General features: G+C 45.5%; 14 protein-coding genes. 10 read left to right on the forward strand and 4 right to left on the reverse strand.

The genetic code is table 11. From position 1 onward, the window contains the following. Positions 1–352 precede the first annotated feature (352 nt). From rluF to BBA02S_RS06225, 5 genes are all read left to right on the forward strand, one after another. Positions 353–1,069 (forward strand): 23S rRNA pseudouridine(2604) synthase RluF, encoded by a 717-nt coding sequence (rluF, locus tag BBA02S_RS06210; protein ID WP_174521400.1) that lies wholly within the window; start codon positions 353–355, stop codon positions 1,067–1,069. Between the two features lie 228 nt (positions 1,070–1,297). Then, positions 1,298–1,429 (forward strand): hypothetical protein, encoded by a 132-nt coding sequence (locus BBA02S_RS21260; protein ID WP_255211745.1) that lies wholly within the window; start codon positions 1,298–1,300, stop codon positions 1,427–1,429. A gap of 9 nt (positions 1,430–1,438) precedes the next feature. Then, positions 1,439–3,001, forward strand: coding sequence for a sodium/proline symporter (locus BBA02S_RS06215; RefSeq protein ID WP_052477299.1), 1,563 nt, complete (start codon positions 1,439–1,441; stop codon positions 2,999–3,001). Positions 3,002–3,013: 12 nt separating this feature from the next. Continuing rightward, positions 3,014–3,499 (forward strand): hypothetical protein, encoded by a 486-nt coding sequence (locus tag BBA02S_RS06220; RefSeq protein WP_041095613.1) that lies wholly within the window; start codon positions 3,014–3,016, stop codon positions 3,497–3,499. 111 nt (positions 3,500–3,610) lie between these two features. After that, on the forward strand, positions 3,611–5,128 hold the full coding sequence (locus tag BBA02S_RS06225) for a CoA-acylating methylmalonate-semialdehyde dehydrogenase (RefSeq protein ID WP_041095615.1): 1,518 nt from the start codon (positions 3,611–3,613) through the stop codon (positions 5,126–5,128). 51 nt (positions 5,129–5,179) lie between these two features. Here the strand turns inward: BBA02S_RS06225 and BBA02S_RS06230 are convergent, their stop codons facing one another. Continuing rightward, positions 5,180–6,082: a LysR family transcriptional regulator gene (locus BBA02S_RS06230; RefSeq protein ID WP_041113687.1), complete on the reverse strand. Its 903-nt coding sequence runs from the start codon at positions 6,080–6,082 to the stop codon at positions 5,180–5,182. A 118-nt stretch (positions 6,083–6,200) separates the two neighbouring features. Between BBA02S_RS06230 and BBA02S_RS06235 the strand changes: the two genes are divergently transcribed. The 3 genes from BBA02S_RS06235 (at position 6,201) to BBA02S_RS06245 (ending at position 9,355) form a co-directional block, all read left to right on the forward strand. Next, positions 6,201–7,391, forward strand: coding sequence for a coenzyme F420-0:L-glutamate ligase (locus tag BBA02S_RS06235; RefSeq protein ID WP_041095618.1), 1,191 nt, complete (start codon positions 6,201–6,203; stop codon positions 7,389–7,391). A 151-nt stretch (positions 7,392–7,542) separates the two neighbouring features. Then, the gene (locus BBA02S_RS06240) at positions 7,543–8,034 is read left to right on the forward strand and encodes a hypothetical protein (protein ID WP_041095620.1); all 492 of its coding nucleotides are present in this window, start codon (positions 7,543–7,545) and stop codon (positions 8,032–8,034) included. A 94-nt stretch (positions 8,035–8,128) separates the two neighbouring features. Beyond that, on the forward strand, positions 8,129–9,355 hold the full coding sequence (locus tag BBA02S_RS06245; RefSeq protein WP_041113686.1) for an NAD(P)/FAD-dependent oxidoreductase: 1,227 nt from the start codon (positions 8,129–8,131) through the stop codon (positions 9,353–9,355). Positions 9,356–9,416: 61 nt separating this feature from the next. On the opposite strand, the gene BBA02S_RS06250 is transcribed toward BBA02S_RS06245, so the two are convergent. Both BBA02S_RS06250 and BBA02S_RS06255 read right to left on the reverse strand, forming a co-directional pair. After that, positions 9,417–11,510, reverse strand: coding sequence for a GAF domain-containing sensor histidine kinase (locus BBA02S_RS06250; RefSeq protein ID WP_041113685.1), 2,094 nt, complete (start codon positions 11,508–11,510; stop codon positions 9,417–9,419). A 393-nt stretch (positions 11,511–11,903) separates the two neighbouring features. After that, positions 11,904–13,367 carry a protein adenylyltransferase SelO gene (locus BBA02S_RS06255; RefSeq protein ID WP_041113684.1) on the reverse strand — a complete coding sequence of 488 codons (1,464 nt, stop codon included), beginning with the start codon at positions 13,365–13,367 and terminating at the stop codon, positions 11,904–11,906. A gap of 329 nt (positions 13,368–13,696) precedes the next feature. Between BBA02S_RS06255 and BBA02S_RS06260 the strand changes: the two genes are divergently transcribed. Both BBA02S_RS06260 and BBA02S_RS06265 read left to right on the forward strand, forming a co-directional pair. Next, on the forward strand, positions 13,697–14,050 hold the full coding sequence (locus BBA02S_RS06260; protein ID WP_041095628.1) for a DoxX family protein: 354 nt from the start codon (positions 13,697–13,699) through the stop codon (positions 14,048–14,050). A 28-nt stretch (positions 14,051–14,078) separates the two neighbouring features. Next, a complete protein-coding gene (locus tag BBA02S_RS06265) occupies positions 14,079–15,065 on the forward strand; it encodes a ring-cleaving dioxygenase (RefSeq protein WP_041095630.1) in 987 nt (328 codons plus the stop codon). A gap of 371 nt (positions 15,066–15,436) precedes the next feature. On the opposite strand, the gene BBA02S_RS06270 is transcribed toward BBA02S_RS06265, so the two are convergent. Continuing rightward, positions 15,437–16,222, reverse strand: coding sequence for a nucleotidyltransferase domain-containing protein (locus BBA02S_RS06270; RefSeq protein ID WP_041095632.1), 786 nt, complete (start codon positions 16,220–16,222; stop codon positions 15,437–15,439). Positions 16,223–17,210 lie beyond the last annotated feature (988 nt).

Below are 17,210 nucleotides of genomic sequence, written 5' to 3' on the forward strand. Positions count from 1 at the left end.
TACTGGCTCAGCAGCAGAATAGGCACAAGCGTTTCCCGGCCCCCTTTTTTACGATTGTCCAGTCTTTTTCCCATTTATTCTAGGGCCCCTGCTCCTTCGTCTCCTTGTGATAATGCAAATACCATACCAATCAGCAAACCTTCAAAAATGGCTTGCTGTCTGACCGATGCTTATTTACCGCCAGCCTCTCCTTTCCGAAAAAACGGAAAGTTCCTTTTTTCCGGAAAGACTTACGAATCAAAATTCCGGAAAAACGGAAAAAGAGGCATTTGCTTCGAGGAAAAGGAGCGCCGCCCTTGAAACTAACCGGAAGATTAAGTTATTCTTAGACATACAATTCTTACTTAAGGCTGTGATCAACATGCGTATCAATAAATTTATTAGCGAATCGGGCAAAACATCCAGAAGGGGAGCAGATAAATTAGTTGCCGAAGGGCGCGTCACAATTAACGGCAAATTAGCAGAAATGGGGAGCCAGGTAGAACCGGGAGATCAGGTACGAGTGGATGGAGAGCTTGTACATATCGAGAATAATCACGTCTATATCGCCTTAAACAAACCAGCCGGCATCACCAGCACAACCGAAAAACATGTCGAAGGCAACATTGTCGACTTTGTGAACCATCCGTTAAGAATTTTTCATATTGGCCGGCTGGATAAAGACTCAGACGGGCTGATCCTGCTCACCAATGACGGCGACATTGTGAACGAAATTTTGCGGGCGGAGAACAATCACGAAAAAGAGTATATCGTGTCTGTCGATAAGCCGATTACTCCTGAGTTCTTGAAAAAAATGGCGAGCGGCGTAGAAATCCTGGGAACAAAAACACTTCCTTGCGAAGTGATCCAAACCTCAAAATATGAATTTCATATTATCTTAAAACAGGGCTTGAACCGGCAAATCCGGCGCATGTGTGCAGCCCTCGGATATAAGGTCATCAGGCTTCAGCGCATTCGCATTATGAATATCCATTTAGGAAATCTTCCTCTTGGCCAGTGGCGGGATTTATCGGCAAAAGAACGTGATCAGCTCTTTAAAGATTTAAATTACAAGCCGAAGCAATGGTAACGAACAAAGGACCGGTGGGACCGGTCCCTTTCTTTTTTCTAAAACAGGCGGGTAAGAAGGAAAGCGCCGCTTCAGTCTCTTCCCTATATTCTAAACCCCATTCCGCGCCATCTAACAAACTGTATGAAATAGTCTGATTTTTAATAACATTTTGTCTATTGTTCGTTTGGACAATCGGTTATATAGTCTACATAACCATTTGTCAGCGGTCGGTTAGGAGGTGATGACGTGTTCAACTTGCCTGCAGAAACCTTTTGGTGGCTTGTCCCCTGGCCTTTTATTTGGCTAGGTCTAGGAGTCATTCTGTACTTTAAGCTGAAAAGGGAAGATGAAGCAGAGGAAAATGAAAATCATAGTTAGGAGGGATACATGTTGAGCATGGATGGAATTATTTTCGTCGTCTACATACTCACCTTGTTAGGGATTGGGCTTTGGTTCTCCCGCCGGTCGTCCCAATCCTCAGAGCAGTATTTACTCGGAGGCCGCTCGCTCGGTCCGGCGGTTACTGCCATGACGATGCAAACGACCGCTATGAGCGGCTATATGTTTATGGGCGCCCCGGCGCTGGCTTTTCAGTATGGCTGGTATGCTGTCTGGTATGCAATCGGAGATGCAGGCGGCTCTATTATCAATTTAGCTGTTTTAGGAAAGCGGATACGCCGAATGTCCGAATTATTGGGAGCGCTTTCACCTATTGAATTTCTGGAAAAGCGGTTTGAAAGCGCAAGCGTTCGCGTCATTGGCGCATTGATCTCCATCGTCTTCCTCTTCGCCTATGTTTGCGCCCAATTTATTGCAGCCGGAAAAGCAATGGCTACCTTGACTGGATTTACATATGAATGGTCATTAATTATCGGCATCAGCGTCATTATCATCTACACAGTAGCCGGCGGTTACTTAGCCGTTGCCTACACCTCTTTTGTCCAAGGAGTCATTATGGTTCTCGGAGTGGCGGGAATCGGATTTCTGGCTTACTTCCATGTTGGCGGATTAACAGGCCTTAATAGCGCTCTTGAAAAAATGGATCCAACCTACCTAAGCATCTGGGGGAAAGATTTAGCCTTTTACGGCCAATGGGGTGTTGTGTTAGGCGCCATTCTGATCTTCTCTATCGGCTACATGGGACTTCCTCACGTTGTGGTACGGCATATGTCCATGAAAAGCACAAAAACGGTTAAGGGAGCTATCCTGATCAGCGCGATCTGGAACCAGTTCTTTATTTTTATTCCGTATATTCTCGGACTGATCAGTATCATTCTTCTTCCGGACATTAAAGACCCGGAAATGGCGATTACACAATTAGCTTACACGCTCTTCCCTGGTTTATTTGCTGCCCTTCTCTTATCGGCAGTCATGTCGGCGGTGATGTCCACTGCTGATTCACTGCTGATGCAAGCGGGAACCATTCTGTCCCGTGATGTCTATCAGCGATTTATCAATCAAAACGCAACTCAACAAACGACCATCCTTGTCTCCAGACTTTGTATTCTAGGAGGCGGAATTGTCGGCATCATCGTTGCAATCTACGAACCTCCTTCTATCTTTGGATTGGCTGTGTTTGCTTTCGGCACACTCGGCAACAGCTTCCTTGTTCCTTATGTGGCTTCTGTTTACTCGAAGAAAGCCAACTATATCGGTTGTTTATGTGCCATGATCGGCGGCGCTGCCACAAACATTGCCTGGACTTCGCTGAATTTAGAAGCGGCTACAGCCATCCATCCCTTTTTGGCGGGCCTGACGGTTTCCTTGCTGGGCATGGTCATCGGCAGCCAATTTGGGAACAAGCCTTCCCAGCGGATACAGGACATTTTTGAACAATCGAAAAATAAGCGATTTTTCTCAAAGGAATTTGACCAAAATATTGCCCGCCATTTAGCGCCGGAAGCCAAAAATATATCTAAGTTTCTGGCGAAGGAAGCGGAGAGCTATTAAGGAGAGCTGCTCATGACGTCCATATTGGCTCAAAAACCTGTATTGGCTCAAGAAGAAGTACTTAGGGGGCTGCAGCAATATGACCGCCGCGCAAAGGTGCAAATTAGCCAAATGATTCTTTACCCCTACTACTTTTTCGAATATACCCTTCGCGCTAAAAGCCTGCTTAAGCTGAACGGAAAAGTGGCGTGCACAATTGATGCGCTGAGCGGACAGGGCGCATTGGCCGATGTTCAGCCTGAATTTTCCCCTTCTCCGGCGAAGGAGGGCGGGATGCTTCCTGTTGCCGTAGCAAAGGATGAGGCAAAAAGGCTGGCAGAGAACTTTATCATTCATACACTTTCTCAAAAAACAAAATTCCTTACGGTTCCCCGTCTTCACTTAGCGGACAGCTCCTTATTTTACCGGCCGTTTTGGCTGGCGCAGTACAGGCGGGCTGCACACGGACAGCAGCAATTGATCGTTGATGCGGTCAGCGGCAGCTATCACCCTTTATAACTAGCTTTCTTGCAATCAGCAATTCTTATCATTTACCGGCAGCTGGCTGTATAGACTAGTGAATGAGCGTTTTTTTACAAAAAATAATATATAAGGTGGCGAAATAGACAGATGGAAAAATTAGTTGGCGTACAAACAATCACTCATTTTATTGGCGGGGAAATGAAGCAGGGAACGAGCGGGCGCTTTGGAAAAGTATTTAAGCCATCAACGGGGGAAGTCATGGTTCTATGCCCATACGCTTCAGCAGAGGAAGTCAATGAAGCCGTGGCCATAGCTAAAAATGCTTTTGCCGGCTGGAAGAAAACGCCTGTCGCTCAACGGGTGGAGATCATCCATCGCTTTAGAAGCCTGCTCGTCGAGAAAACGGAGGAGCTTGCCCAGTTAATCGGACTCGAAAGCGGCAAAACCATTTCGGATGCCAAGGGGGAGATTAGCAGAGGACTAGAATCCGTTGATTTAGCGATAAATGCTCCCCATCTGCTCAAGGGAGAGTATTCTGTCAATGTCGGCGGCGAAATTAATGCTTATTCCATTAAGCAGCCGCTTGGTGTAGTAACAGCCATTTCCCCTTTCAACTTTCCGTTTATGGTTCCTGTCGCTATGGCAACGATGGCGGTCGCCTGCGGAAATGCCGTTATTTTAAAGCCGTCAGAGAAAGTGCCGAACTCCGCTTTGTTTTTCTCGAAGCTGTGGAAAGAGGCTGGGTTGCCGGACGGTGTATGGAACGTCGTGAACGGTGACAAAGAAGCCGTCGATGCTTTGCTCAAGCACCCGGATGTTCCAGCGGTTTCATTTGTCGGCTCTACCCGGATTGCCCAATATATTTATGAGGAAGGCTGCCGCAACCATAAGAGAGTCGCTGCCTTTGGCGGCGGAAAAAACCATATGATCATCATGCCGGATGCGGATTTAGATCATGCGGTGAATTCCTTCCTCGGGGCGGCCTATGGCGCAGCATCCCAGCGCTGTATGGCCATTTCCGCAGCAGTGCCCGTCGGAGAAAAAACAGCGGAAGCGTTCGTTGCTAAGTTGAAACGACGCGTCCAAGACTTGAAGGTCGGCGCTTACAATGATGCGGATGCCGATTTTGGCGCTTTGATTTCACAGGAATCAAAGGAAACGGTTATCAAGTATATTGAGCAAAGCCTGCAAGAAGGCGCCGAGCTATGTGTAGATGGACGCCATCCCGAGGCTCCGCATTCCCAAGGCTTCTATCTCGGGGCTACCCTGCTGGATCATGTCACTCCTGACATGCAAATTTATCGCGAGGAAGTGTTTGGTCCGGCGCGGATCGTCGTTCGCCTAAACAGCCTGGACGAGGCAATCGAATTGATTAACAACCACGAATACGGCAATGGCGTCACCATCTTTACGAACAATGGCTATGCAGGCCGGACATTCGCCGAGCAAATTGAAGTGGGAATGGTCGGCATTAATGTGCCGATTCCGATTCCGGTGGGTTATCATAACTTCGGCGGCTGGAAGCGTTCCAAGTTTGGCGAAAGCCATATGTTTGGACCGGATACTGCCCGCTTCTTTACGAAATCAAAAACCATCTCAGAAAGATGGCCGGAAAACGACATTCAACATGATCAAGTTAATTTTGATTTCCCAAGCAACCGCTAAAACGACAGATCACACATTCGGCAGGAAGCAGACGCCTCCTGCCGAATGTTCCTATCTTCCAGCCCCCTGATCCCGAAGCTGAATCGTCTCCACGAATTTCGTCGCAGCAGTAGACAAGGGCACGCTTTTCAAAAAGCAGATACCGATGCTTCTCTTCGGTATCTCCTCCAATAATTGAATTTCATGCACAGCTCCTTTATTTAAATAGTCAAGCGAAAATTCCTTCGTTACACAGGCTATTCCTAAATTAATTCTGGCAAACTCCAGCAATAAATCATGCGAGCCCAATTCAAATTCGGGTGAGATTTTCAAGCCCTTGGATAAGATGAAATCCTCTACATATTTTCTGGAGTTGGATCTCGGCTCCAGGAAAATCAAGGGCAGCTTCGCTAACTGCTGGAAGGCTAATGGCTGCGGCAAGGTGTGCTTATATTTTTCCCCGCAAACAAAAATGTCCTGAACATCCAGACACGGCAGCTTTTCAAACGCCGGATCATCAATGGGAAAATTACAAATCGCGATGTCCACTTCTCCAGATTTTAAAATGGAACAAAGCTCTGAGGTGGTGCCATTGACGATTTTAAATTTAATATTCGGATACCGGTTATGAAAAGCTTCTAAATACGGAAGCAAGAAATAGCGGGAGATCGTATCGCCTACACCAATTTTCAGCTCGCCAATCGTCAAATTCTTGAATTCCAGGATCTTTTCTTCCCCGACATCAATTAAATGAATCGCTGAATGGACATATTCAAACAAAAGCTTTCCTTCATTCGTTAACGAGACTCCCTTAGGTGTCCGGTTAAACAGCCGTGTATCCAATTCCCGCTCCAATTGCATTATCGCCTGGCTGACGGCCGGCTGCGTCATATAGAGGGCTTTGGCTGCTTTTGAAAAACTTCCGCTTTCTGCGACGATGCAAAACACCTTATATAAATCCAGCTTGCTAATCATATAATTTCTCCTTATATAGACTATTAGACATATTAACTTTACTTATAACATTAAGCCCATGTATAGTACAAGTAGATCTAGTTTACATTCACTTCATTAGCCATAAGGAGCGATTATATTGGAAAGAGTAGTTGGAACGGTTGTTAGAGGCCTGCGCGCCCCTATCATTAATCAAGGGGACAATATTGAAGAAATCGTTGTAGACAGCGTGCTGAAAGCCGCAGAGGTGGAAGGCTTTACAATTAATGATAAAGATATTGTAACGGTTACAGAGTCAATCGTAGCTCGTGCCCAAGGAAATTATGCGACAATTGACCATATCGCAAAAGATGTACAGGCTAAATTCGGAGAGGATACGATCGGTGTCATCTTCCCAATCCTCAGCCGAAACCGCTTCGCTATTTGCCTGCGCGGCATTGCTAAAGGCGCGAAAAAAATCGTGTTAATGCTAAGCTATCCATCGGATGAGGTCGGCAACCACTTAGTGGATATCGACCACCTTGACGAAAAAGGTGTCAATCCTTGGACAGATGTGCTGACAGAACAGCAATTCCGTGACCATTTTGGCTACAACAAGCATACATTTACAGGCGTTGATTATATCGATTACTATAAATCGTTGATTGAAGAATACGGCGTTGAATGCGAAGTCATTTTCTCAAATAACGCGAAAACGATTTTAGACTATACAAAGAATGTTTTAACTTGCGATATACATACGAGAGTTAGAACAAAAAGAATTTTGACTGCGCACGGCGCCGAAAAAGTCTACAGCCTGGATAACATCTTATCGGCATCAATTGACGGCAGCGGTTATAACGAAGCTTATGGTCTATTAGGATCCAATAAAGCAACCGAAGACAGCGTGAAGCTTTTCCCGCATAATTGCCAGCCGATCGTTGACCGCATCCAGCACTTGCTGAAAGAAAAAACAGGCAAAAACGTAGAGGTGATGATTTACGGAGATGGAGCCTTCAAAGATCCAGTGGGTAAAATTTGGGAGCTTGCAGATCCAGTCGTATCCCCGGCTTACACATCCGGCCTTGAAGGCACGCCTAATGAAGTCAAGCTGAAATACTTGGCTGACAATAACTTTGCCCATTTAAGCGGCGACGAGCTGAAACAAGCCATTTCAGCGTTCATTGACAAGAAGGAAGCCGATCTTGTTGGATCAATGGAAGCACAAGGCACAACGCCTAGAAGACTGACTGATCTTATCGGTTCTTTATCTGATTTAACTTCTGGAAGCGGAGATAAAGGAACGCCAATCATCTTTATCCAGGGCTATTTCGATAACTACACAAAATAAATAAATGCCCTCAGCTTGCTGGCAAAGGGATGCGGAATGACTGATTCCGCATCCCTTTTTTGATTTTTATTTCAAGAGCTTAGAGAGAACAGCAGCCTGCTGGCATACACTATCTTTTAACTGGGTGCTAAAAAATAGAGGAGGTTTGAACATGGTCGTTTTCGCTTCTTTCCACGGCACGGTCACCGCGATCAGCGACTTTGCGACAGGACAAAACGGGGCAAGCGAAGGCTGCTACCGGCTGCTTTCTGTCCAAAATGAGCGCGGGGAAACCGTCCACTTTGTCGTAGCGCCTGCTACTTATTTTGTCGACCAAGACATGGTTTCTCCAGGCGATCAGGTCACAGGCTACTATGATCAGAACGCTCCCGTCCCGCTTATTTATCCGCCGCAATACCGGGCCCTCATCGTGGTCAAAGACAATCCGTACCGAAATGTAAAAGTAGACTACTTTAACCAGCAATTAACGAGCAGCGACGGTTTATTAAAACTGAATCCGGCTGCCAACACCAAGGTTCTCTTAACTAATGGGCAGGCGTTTTCCAAAAGCCCCGCCAACCGGAATTTAATTGTGATTTACGGACCGGCTACAAAAAGCATTCCTGCCCAGACTGCCCCCTACAAGATCATCGTATGGTGCTGACCCTTCTTCCCGGCCGGCTATTCAAACTGGCTGCATGGGCAAAAGCTGCTTGGAGATAGTAATAGTATGACCTTTTAAAATCAGGAGGAAGCAAATGAATCTACAATCTGGAACCTATTACTGGCCGACAACCTTTCCCGACGCTCCGTCCTATCCGGCACTGACCGAAGATCTAGTCTGCGATGTCTTAATTATTGGCGGCGGAAGCTCTGCAGCCCAATGTGCATATTACCTTTCCGGTGCTTCCTTAAGCGTGGCCGTGATCGAAAAAGGGCAAATCGGCAGCGGAAGCACCAGCACGAACACAGCGCTTATTCAGTACTCCGGCGAAAAAATGTTTACGAGCCTGATTCATACATTTGGCGAGGAATATATCGCAAGACATTTAATGCTCTTGAAAGAGGCAATCAATGAACTGGAGAAAGCAGCACAGGCAACGGACATTGATTATGAATTCAGCCGCAGAGATACTCTTTATTTCGCAAGCTGCCAGGAGGATATTGCCCCTTTAAAAGCAGAATATGATTTTCTGAAGCAGCATGGCTGTGATCTGGATTTTTTGTCTCAAAAGGACATAGAATCAAAATACCCCTTCAGCAGAGAAGCAGCCATCTATTCTTACAACGATGGCGAACTCAATCCTTTTAAATTTACTCACGCTTTATTGGATTACGCCGCTAAGAAGGGTGTCCGTATTTGCGAGAAGACAGAAATGAACGGGCATCATTATGACCAGCAAAGAGACCAAGTCATTATTTCAACGAAAACAGGCCATTCCATTCAGGCGCGCCATGTTATTTTTGCGGCAGGCTATGAAGGAATGGAGATCAAAAAAGAGAAAAAAGCCTCCTTCGTCAGTACTTATACAGTGACGACGAAACCGGTAGAGGACCTTTCCTCGTGGTATAATCGGACACTCATTTGGGAAACGGCCAGGCCCTATTTGTTTATGCGCACAACAGCCGACAGCCGAATCATTGTCGGCGGCCTGGATGAAAACACAGCTTATCCCGAAGACAGGGACAGCAAGCTGATCCATAAAAAGGACCAGCTCCTTAAGGAATTCACAAACATGTTTCCTGGTATTGAAACAAAACCCGATTATTATGTAGCCGCCTTTTATGGCGGCACCGTGGACGGGCTCCCGATTATCGGTGTTTATGATGATTACCCTCATTGCTATTTCTTATTTGCTTTTGGCGACAACGGTACAGTCTACAGCCAGGTACTGGCGAAAATTATTGCCGAGGAAATTATCCAGGGAAACAGCCCAGACCTGCCGTTATATTTGCAGAACCGGCCGCTGATCCCCCAAAAATAAGCTGTGTCAAAGAATAAAAGAGCCAAAAATAAAGAGATGCCTGTTGCATGCATCTCTTTTATTACGGCTTTAAATGAAATTTAATAAAAAAGGTAGTGCCTTTTGAGCTTGTCTGAATGTCAATCTTTGCATGATGGCGGGCAGCAATTGCATAACACACGCCTAATCCCAGACCGGTCCCATTGTCTTTCGTTGTGAAAAATGGGGTGCCGAGCTTTTCCAATATTTCTGGCTGAATGCCTGTTCCTTCGTCCTGGACAGTCATAACGACGCAATCATCGCCTTCTTTGTACGTTCGAATCGTAAGGACCTGTCCCTCATTCATCGCCTCTAAACCGTTTCGGTATAAATTGATTAGCAGCTGGCGGATCTCATTGCGGTTTAAAAACAGCTTCGGAATATCTGCCGTGTCCACTTCAACAATTTTATTTTGGCTGAAGGCGTCAATTTTGATTAAAGGCGTGATGCCATGAATAATGGCGTTCAAGTCAAGCAGCTCCAAGTCAGATGTTCTTGTATTTCCCATTGAAAGAAATTCTGTAATGATGGAATTGGCCCGATCAAGCTCTTCGATCATTAATTTAAAATAATGATGGTAGTCCTCGAACCTGGACTCTTTTTGCAGCAGCTGTAAAAATCCGCGCACCGTTGTCATTGGATTTCTGATTTCATGGCTGATCCCGGCAGCCATTTGCCCGATTAAATCAAGGCTGGATAGCCGCTTGATTTCCTGCTCGTATTTCTTTTTCTCTGTTATATTTTTAAATAGGCAGCAAACACCGCCGTCACACGGATAAGCGACGATCTCATGCCATTGATCTTCGTACACGGAATGCATTTCAAACTGCACCGATAGCCCCTCTTCCAGCACCCGATGAAGTTCTTTGTACATAACCGTGCCAATGCTTTCTGGATATACAGCCCAGATACTCTTGCCTAACACATCATTTACGGTTTTATTTTTTGGCAAAAATTGATGCTTATTGACGTAAGTAAATACGAAGTTTTCGTCTAAGGCAAAAAAACCATCTTTAATGCCTTCAATAATGCTTGTGACTTTTTCATTAACAGCAGCCAATTCCTTTGTGCGCTCTTCCACAAGGCTTTCAAGCTGATCAGTATATTGCAGGTTTGAAAAGGCCGGAGCCGTAGCGTCAACAATGGATTGTGCCAGCTGAACTTGGGAAGTACAGTCATGAAGCTCGTTTTTCTTAGCATTCACCACTGCAATGACCCCCAGCACTTCTCCCATGGATACAAATGGAATAATTAACAAATTTTTAATATTAAAATGGTCAACATAGTTGCTTATCGCTCGATCTGCTTGAACATCAGGGATGAAGGTAATGGTTTTGGTTTGAATGACTTTTTCTATAATTGCTTGATATGGAGGGTCTGCTTGAATCTTCTCATGAGTAGTGTCCCACCCCGTTCTAGCCTCGTCGCTGTCTTTGCTCAGTACCGTCGACCTGATTTTCTGCTTATCGCATGGATCAAGCAGATAAACAGCTATATTATCGCTTCGCAACACTCGCCCTAGATAGAAAAAGCACTTATCAAGGCTTTCTTGCACAGAGGAACACCTCGAAAGCTCACTCGTAATATCGAGCAGCAGCTGCTTTTCAACGATTAAATGATCCTTCTGCAATAAATGGTTGGCATTCTGAATAGCAATGGCTGCCATATTCACATAAGCTTCTACGCGTCGAATATCGGACTCCTTCAGCTTCATCGGCCGGTCGTAATCGAATAAAAATACAAGGCCGAACAGCTCCTCCTCAAAGGAAATCGGCAAAGCTAATAGAGACCTGACTTTGAAAGCATCCACCGGCTGCCGATCCGGCCGGTGATCCTTTGACGTGTCCGCAATATAAATAGTTTGTTTCATTTCAATGACTTCTTTGGCCAGCAAATCTTTTGCTGGATCAATCACCTGCGTGTCGATGGAAACACCATTAATCAAATCTGGTTTCCCGGCAAAGCCCTTGAATGTTCCATCTTCTTGAGGCAAGAAGATGCCGACAGCGTTGCACTGAACAATCTCCTCTGATATCGCCCGTACGACATGCTGGAGCATGGTACGTAATTCTGATTTCTTTTTGATAATCTCTGTAATCTGCGCCAGCCGAGAGTATCTTGTTTGTTCCCTTACCATTCGCTCGGTCTCCAATCATAGAGAAATTAAAATAAACTTCTTAGCACAACCAAAGGCTAAATCGTTAATTTTTACCTGATTTCTAGTAGTATTATCTCTTATTGTACATAGATTGCCTTAAATTTGATACAGGGAATCAAGAAAATTGCCGCTAACTGTGAAAATAGAAAGGCTCTATTGAATGAGGGGAAAAGCTGATCTGAAGAGAATAGAATATGGATGAAATTCCCGCTAGCGACTTTTTCCTTTAAAGAAACGGGAAAGGGCCTGTCCCAAAAGTTCATGAAAAATGATTTTTGGGGACAGGCCATTTTCTTTTCTTAAAAATAAGCTGATTTCCATTCCGGCGGGCACGGCTTTAGCCGCTTCCCTCGCTGCGCTCAGCCCTCTATATCAGGTGCCGCAAAATGTCCGGTATGGACGGCCAGACGGAGCTGGCGGCACCGCGTATGCCCCTTGCATAGAGGTATACGCATAAGGATCCGAAAGTGCCTCTAACAGCTTTTTCATTACACTGTCATCTCCTTGCTCGGCCGCTGCCAGGGCGGCTTCCACCTGATGATTCCGCGGAATAATAGCCGGGTTGCTGTTTCGCATCAGCTCATTCGAATCCGCCTTTGATTCAGGCTGTCTATCACGTCTTGCCTGCCAGCGCTTTTGCCATTCAGCAAACGCTGGGGATTGAAACAGTACCATCTCGTCAAGCGTGCCAAGCGTTAATGCCCGAAATGTATTGGTATAATCCGCTTGATGCTCTTGCATCATGTCCAGCAAGTCCTTCACAAGGGATTCATCCTCGGATTCTTCATGGAACATTCCCAATTTTGCTCTCATCCCTGCAAGCCAGCAGGCGTGATATAACTCGGCAAAGCGGGAAAGCTCGTTTTGAGCCAGTTCAATAGCCTGCTCCTCTTCCTCATGCAGCAGCGGCAATAGCGCCTCAGCAAGCCGCGCTAAATTCCATCCGCCAATATACGGCTGGTTTCCATAAGCATAGCGTCCTTGCACATCGATAGAACTGAACACCGTAGCCGGATCATACGCATCCATAAAAGCACAAGGGCCGTAATCAATCGTTTCTCCGCTAATCGTCATGTTGTCGGTGTTCATCACCCCATGGATAAAGCCCACCAGCTGCCATTTGGCAATAAGCGCAGCTTGGCGCTTGATCACCTCTTGAAGGAGAGCCAAATACTCCTCTCCATCTGCTTGTATGTCCGGAAAGTGACGCTTCCGGGCATAATCAGCAAGTAGTTTCAGATGTTCCGCCGTGCCCCAGGTGGCGGCGTATTGAAAAGTGCCGACGCGCAGGTGACTGGCTGCCACGCGCGTTAAAATAGCGCCCGGCAATTCTGTTTCGCGAATGACCGGCTCGCCGGTTGTTACTACCGCCAGGCTGCGTGTAGTAGGAATGCGCAGTCCATGCATCGCCTCGCTAATAATGTATTCGCGAAGCATCGGCCCAAGTGCCGCCCGACCATCTCCCCCGCGGGAATAAGGCGTTCGTCCTGCTCCTTTCAGCTGAATATCCATCCGGCTTCCCGCAGGAGTGATTTGTTCGCCCAACAGTACAGCCCGGCCGTCTCCCAGCATTGTAAAATGTCCGAACTGATGCCCAGCATAGGCCTGGGCAAGAGGCGAAGCGCCGTCAGGGATGCAGTTTCCGGCAAATACGGCTGCCCCTTCCTTGCTGCGCAGCTCCTGTATCTCCAACCCTAAATCCGCTGCCAGCTGGTCATTGAACATAACAAGCTCCGGTGAGGAAACAGGAGCCGGTTCAACCTTTGAAAAAAATTCTTTCGGCAGGCGGGCATAGCTGTTATCTAAATTCCATCCGGTTTCTTTCCCTTTTGTCATGGCTTCTCCTTTCTATTCCATTTCATTAAACCATCCTATTGCTTTCACTTCTTGCTTAATGTCTGCTTCTTCCAATCAATTATACCCTTTCCCGGGACAGATGACGCCCTTAAAACCCTCTCTGTCCCGTAAATTTCACCTTGATAAATATCTCGAATTCGAAATAAAAAGGTTGCATTTTATTCAGTTGAGTATTAAACTGATGATAGAGAATTTGAAAAGAGGCGGCTGTTCCATCCTTTCATCAAGCAGAGCAGCCTTTCTTGGTCATTTATCTCAAATTAGAGAATTACGAATTAATCACATTAACATAAAGGAGTGCAATCATAATGACTGTTCTATCCATTGTTTTGCAAGTCGTGCTGGGAATAGGCTTTCTTCTGTTCGGTTATCAAAAATTCACATCAGAAGCCATGAAGAAAGGATTTGAATACTTCGGATACAGTGATCGTTTCCGGATATTTACCGGGTTGTTCGAAATACTATCTGCTGTCGTTCTCATAGCCGGTATTTGGCTGCCGCCTCTCGCAGTAACAGGCGGCCTAATGATCGCAGCCACCATGACAGGTGCGGGCTTTACCCATCTAAAAATGAAGGATCCAGTTAAGAACATGGCCTTGCCGCTCGTTTTGCTTGTGCTTGGCCTGGTCGTGGCAGCCGTCAATTGGACGCTGCTTGCTTAAAAAAAACACTTAGAGGAGGAAACCAACCATGCAATTTAAAGGAGTTCACCATGTGACAGCCATTACTAGCAGCGCGGAAAAAAATTATGAATTTTTCACCTACACATTAGGCATGCGGCTAGTCAAAAAAACCGTCAATCAAGATGATATCCAAACCTATCACTTATTCTTCGCCGATGATAAGGGAAATCCAGGAACAGATATGACCTTCTTTGACTTCCCCGGCATTCCAAAAGGGCGTCATGGAACAAATGAGATTTCCAAAACGTCTTTTCGCGTGCCAAGCGACGAAGCTTTAGAGTATTGGGTCAAACGCTTTGACCGTCTAGCAGTCAAACATACAGGCATTCAAGAGCAATTTGGCAAAAAAACGCTGTCCTTTGTTGATTTCGATGATCAGGCCTACCAGTTAATTTCTGATGAAAAAGATGAGGGGGTCGCCGCCGGTGTGCCGTGGCAAAAAGGGCCGATCCCTTTGGAATATGCCATTACCGGCTTAGGACCGGTATTTGTCCGCATCTCCAACTATGATTATTTTAAAGAAATGCTAGATAGAGTCCTATTCTTTAAAGAAATCGCCCAAGAAGGCGACTTCCATTTATTCGAGGTAGGCGAAGGCGGAAATGGCGCTCAAGTGATTGTCGAGCACAATGCGGTTCTGCCACAGGCACAACAAGGCTTCGGCACCGTTCACCACGCCGCCTTCCGCGTGAATGACCGGGCTGAACTAGAAAAATGGGATGAGCATATCCAAGGATTTAGCCTGCCGACATCCGGATTCATTGACCGCTTCTTTTTTGGTTCCTTATACGTGAGGGTTGCCCCGCACATTTTGTTTGAGTTTGCGACAGATGGACCGGGCTTTATGGGCGACGAGCCTTATGAAACTCTCGGGGAGAAATTATCGCTCCCGCCATTTTTAGAGCCAAAGCGCGCGCAAATTGAACAGCTGGTCCGTCCGATTGACACCGTCCGGAGCACAAAAGAATTCAAAAAAGAGTACAACGAGCTTTAAGCGGCTTCTTCGCTTGTAAGATTGTTTTCATCTCACTCTCTCCTTGCCGGCAGCCGCTTCCACAGGCTGCCTGAATGTTTGCTTATCGCATTTTTCGTTTCCACAAACATCATTATAGAGAGCCAACCTTACACCATTTTAAATGGAACCTTATATAAACCTTAAAACTTATATATCTGTAGTTATTCGCACATTTTGCCCAGCTGAAACAAAAAGGAGCGGCCCAATAATCAATATTGGGCCGCTCCTTTTCCCGCCTGCAAATAAACTCTAAACTATTGCCGTCCAGGTCGTTAAAGTGAGGCTTGGCATGCGCCGTCATAAAGGGTTCAACCGCATCAAAGCCACTCTATTCTCCGCTATGAGGAGTATTATTGCCAAACTTCCGCTAAAACGCTTCTAAACAAATCATTCAATTTGGCCGTCGGATCCTTCGTTTCCACAGTCAATGTTTTTATATATTCTTCAAGGTGCTTCATTTCATTTTCGACAAAATCATTGATTACTTGAATGCGAGGTTGACTATCCGACTCCTCACCCAGCGACTTGAGATGCAAAAGATAGTCAACCTTGCTTTTTAATTCACCTTCTGGCACGATAGCCGCCATTAACTCATGGAAGCTGATAGGAGGTGCTGTGTGATAGTTCTCCATCCACTTGCAAGCCAGTATAGGGCGCAGGACATAAAAATATTTTTTCACTCTTACTTCCGGGCCCTGAAGATACCCGCGATCATTAGTTTTTGCCATATTCAAATAATGGTAAAACAGAGAATGCGGATAAAAAACCTCCGATTCCAAAGACCTCATCCGATCAACCAATGAGCCTTTTTGACAGTAGATAATATCGCTTCTCAGCCATTCCAAAAGAGACGGATTACTCTTCCTGAACAGGCGCAGCGCCTTCGTTATTTCCCAACCGCTGATATCCAACAAATCACTAATCGGCTCTTCTATTACATCTCTCTTGGCCCCCGTTCCCTGCGGGTCAATAGACAGATACCATTCCGGCCGATGAATATAAATAAACCGGACATCAAAATCACTGTCCTTCGAAGGAAATCCCCACGCCCTGCTTCCGGATTCCACCGCATATAAAATCTTAACCGCATATGTTTCTTCTATTTCTGATAATTTACTTTGAATGATTTCCTTCATTTCCCTGCCTCCTTGTTACGCAAATAAAACTAAGCTGATGAACAAACACCCTTTTGCCCATGCAAAAGGATGTTCTATGTAAAGATTGGCCGGTGAATTAATCCTTATTTACTATTTTTACTCGGGGTGCGGTTCACCTTGCTACGTCTTATCTTAAGCTTTTTTTAAAATTTTCCAAAGAAGAATTTATAAAAGTTTTTTCGCGCATAAATTTTAACACCTTTTGTAATAAAATAATCTCATCTATCTAGAATTCCTCCAAATACAGCTGCCTCAGCCGTTTCCTTGGAACGTAAACAATCCAACCTGAATATATGTCGTGCGAGTTTTAAAACAGGAAAACAACTGCCCATCGCTCCAGCTGGCAAAAGGGCAGTTGTTTTCATGACAAGTAATGTACGAGCGGTGATAGGCACTTAGCTTTAACAGAATGGATTAATTTCTTCCCCCGCGGGCATTGGATCTCCCTTTCTTTTTTCTTTGTTCATTTGGCTGCTTATCGGTATCATTTCTTTTTTCTTTGTGCGCATTTGAGTCTTTTACCATATTTATTCCCTCCGCTATCCTTAAGAATATTATTCAGTCACATCAAGTATTATAATAACCGAGGTCTGTTGAATTATTCGGCGGCAGGCAAACGCTTAGTTTAGCAAACCCCTGCGAATAACTCGCCGCACCTTTTATGATGAAACAGAAAAGATGACACTCAGAAAATAAATCCGTTGGGTTTGACTGTCTCTAAACGCCGGATCAGACGATGAATGGATGAACCCCAAATCCGTCTATGTGCGCCTAATCATCAGATATACCAATGACTTCAACGCATACACAATAAAAGCAAGTCGATGTTTCATCAAACATCGACTTGCTTTTATTATGCTAGAAAAATGTCATTTACTTGTGAGATGGTTCACCTTGACGCATCTAAATGAGGTTCTCTGGGACAACCCACTCCCTTCTATAATAAGCTATCTTGTTCTTAATTGGA

Source organism: Bacillus badius NBRC 15713, from assembly GCF_001591605.1.
Classification (GTDB): domain Bacteria; phylum Bacillota; class Bacilli; order Bacillales; family Domibacillaceae; genus Pseudobacillus; species Pseudobacillus badius.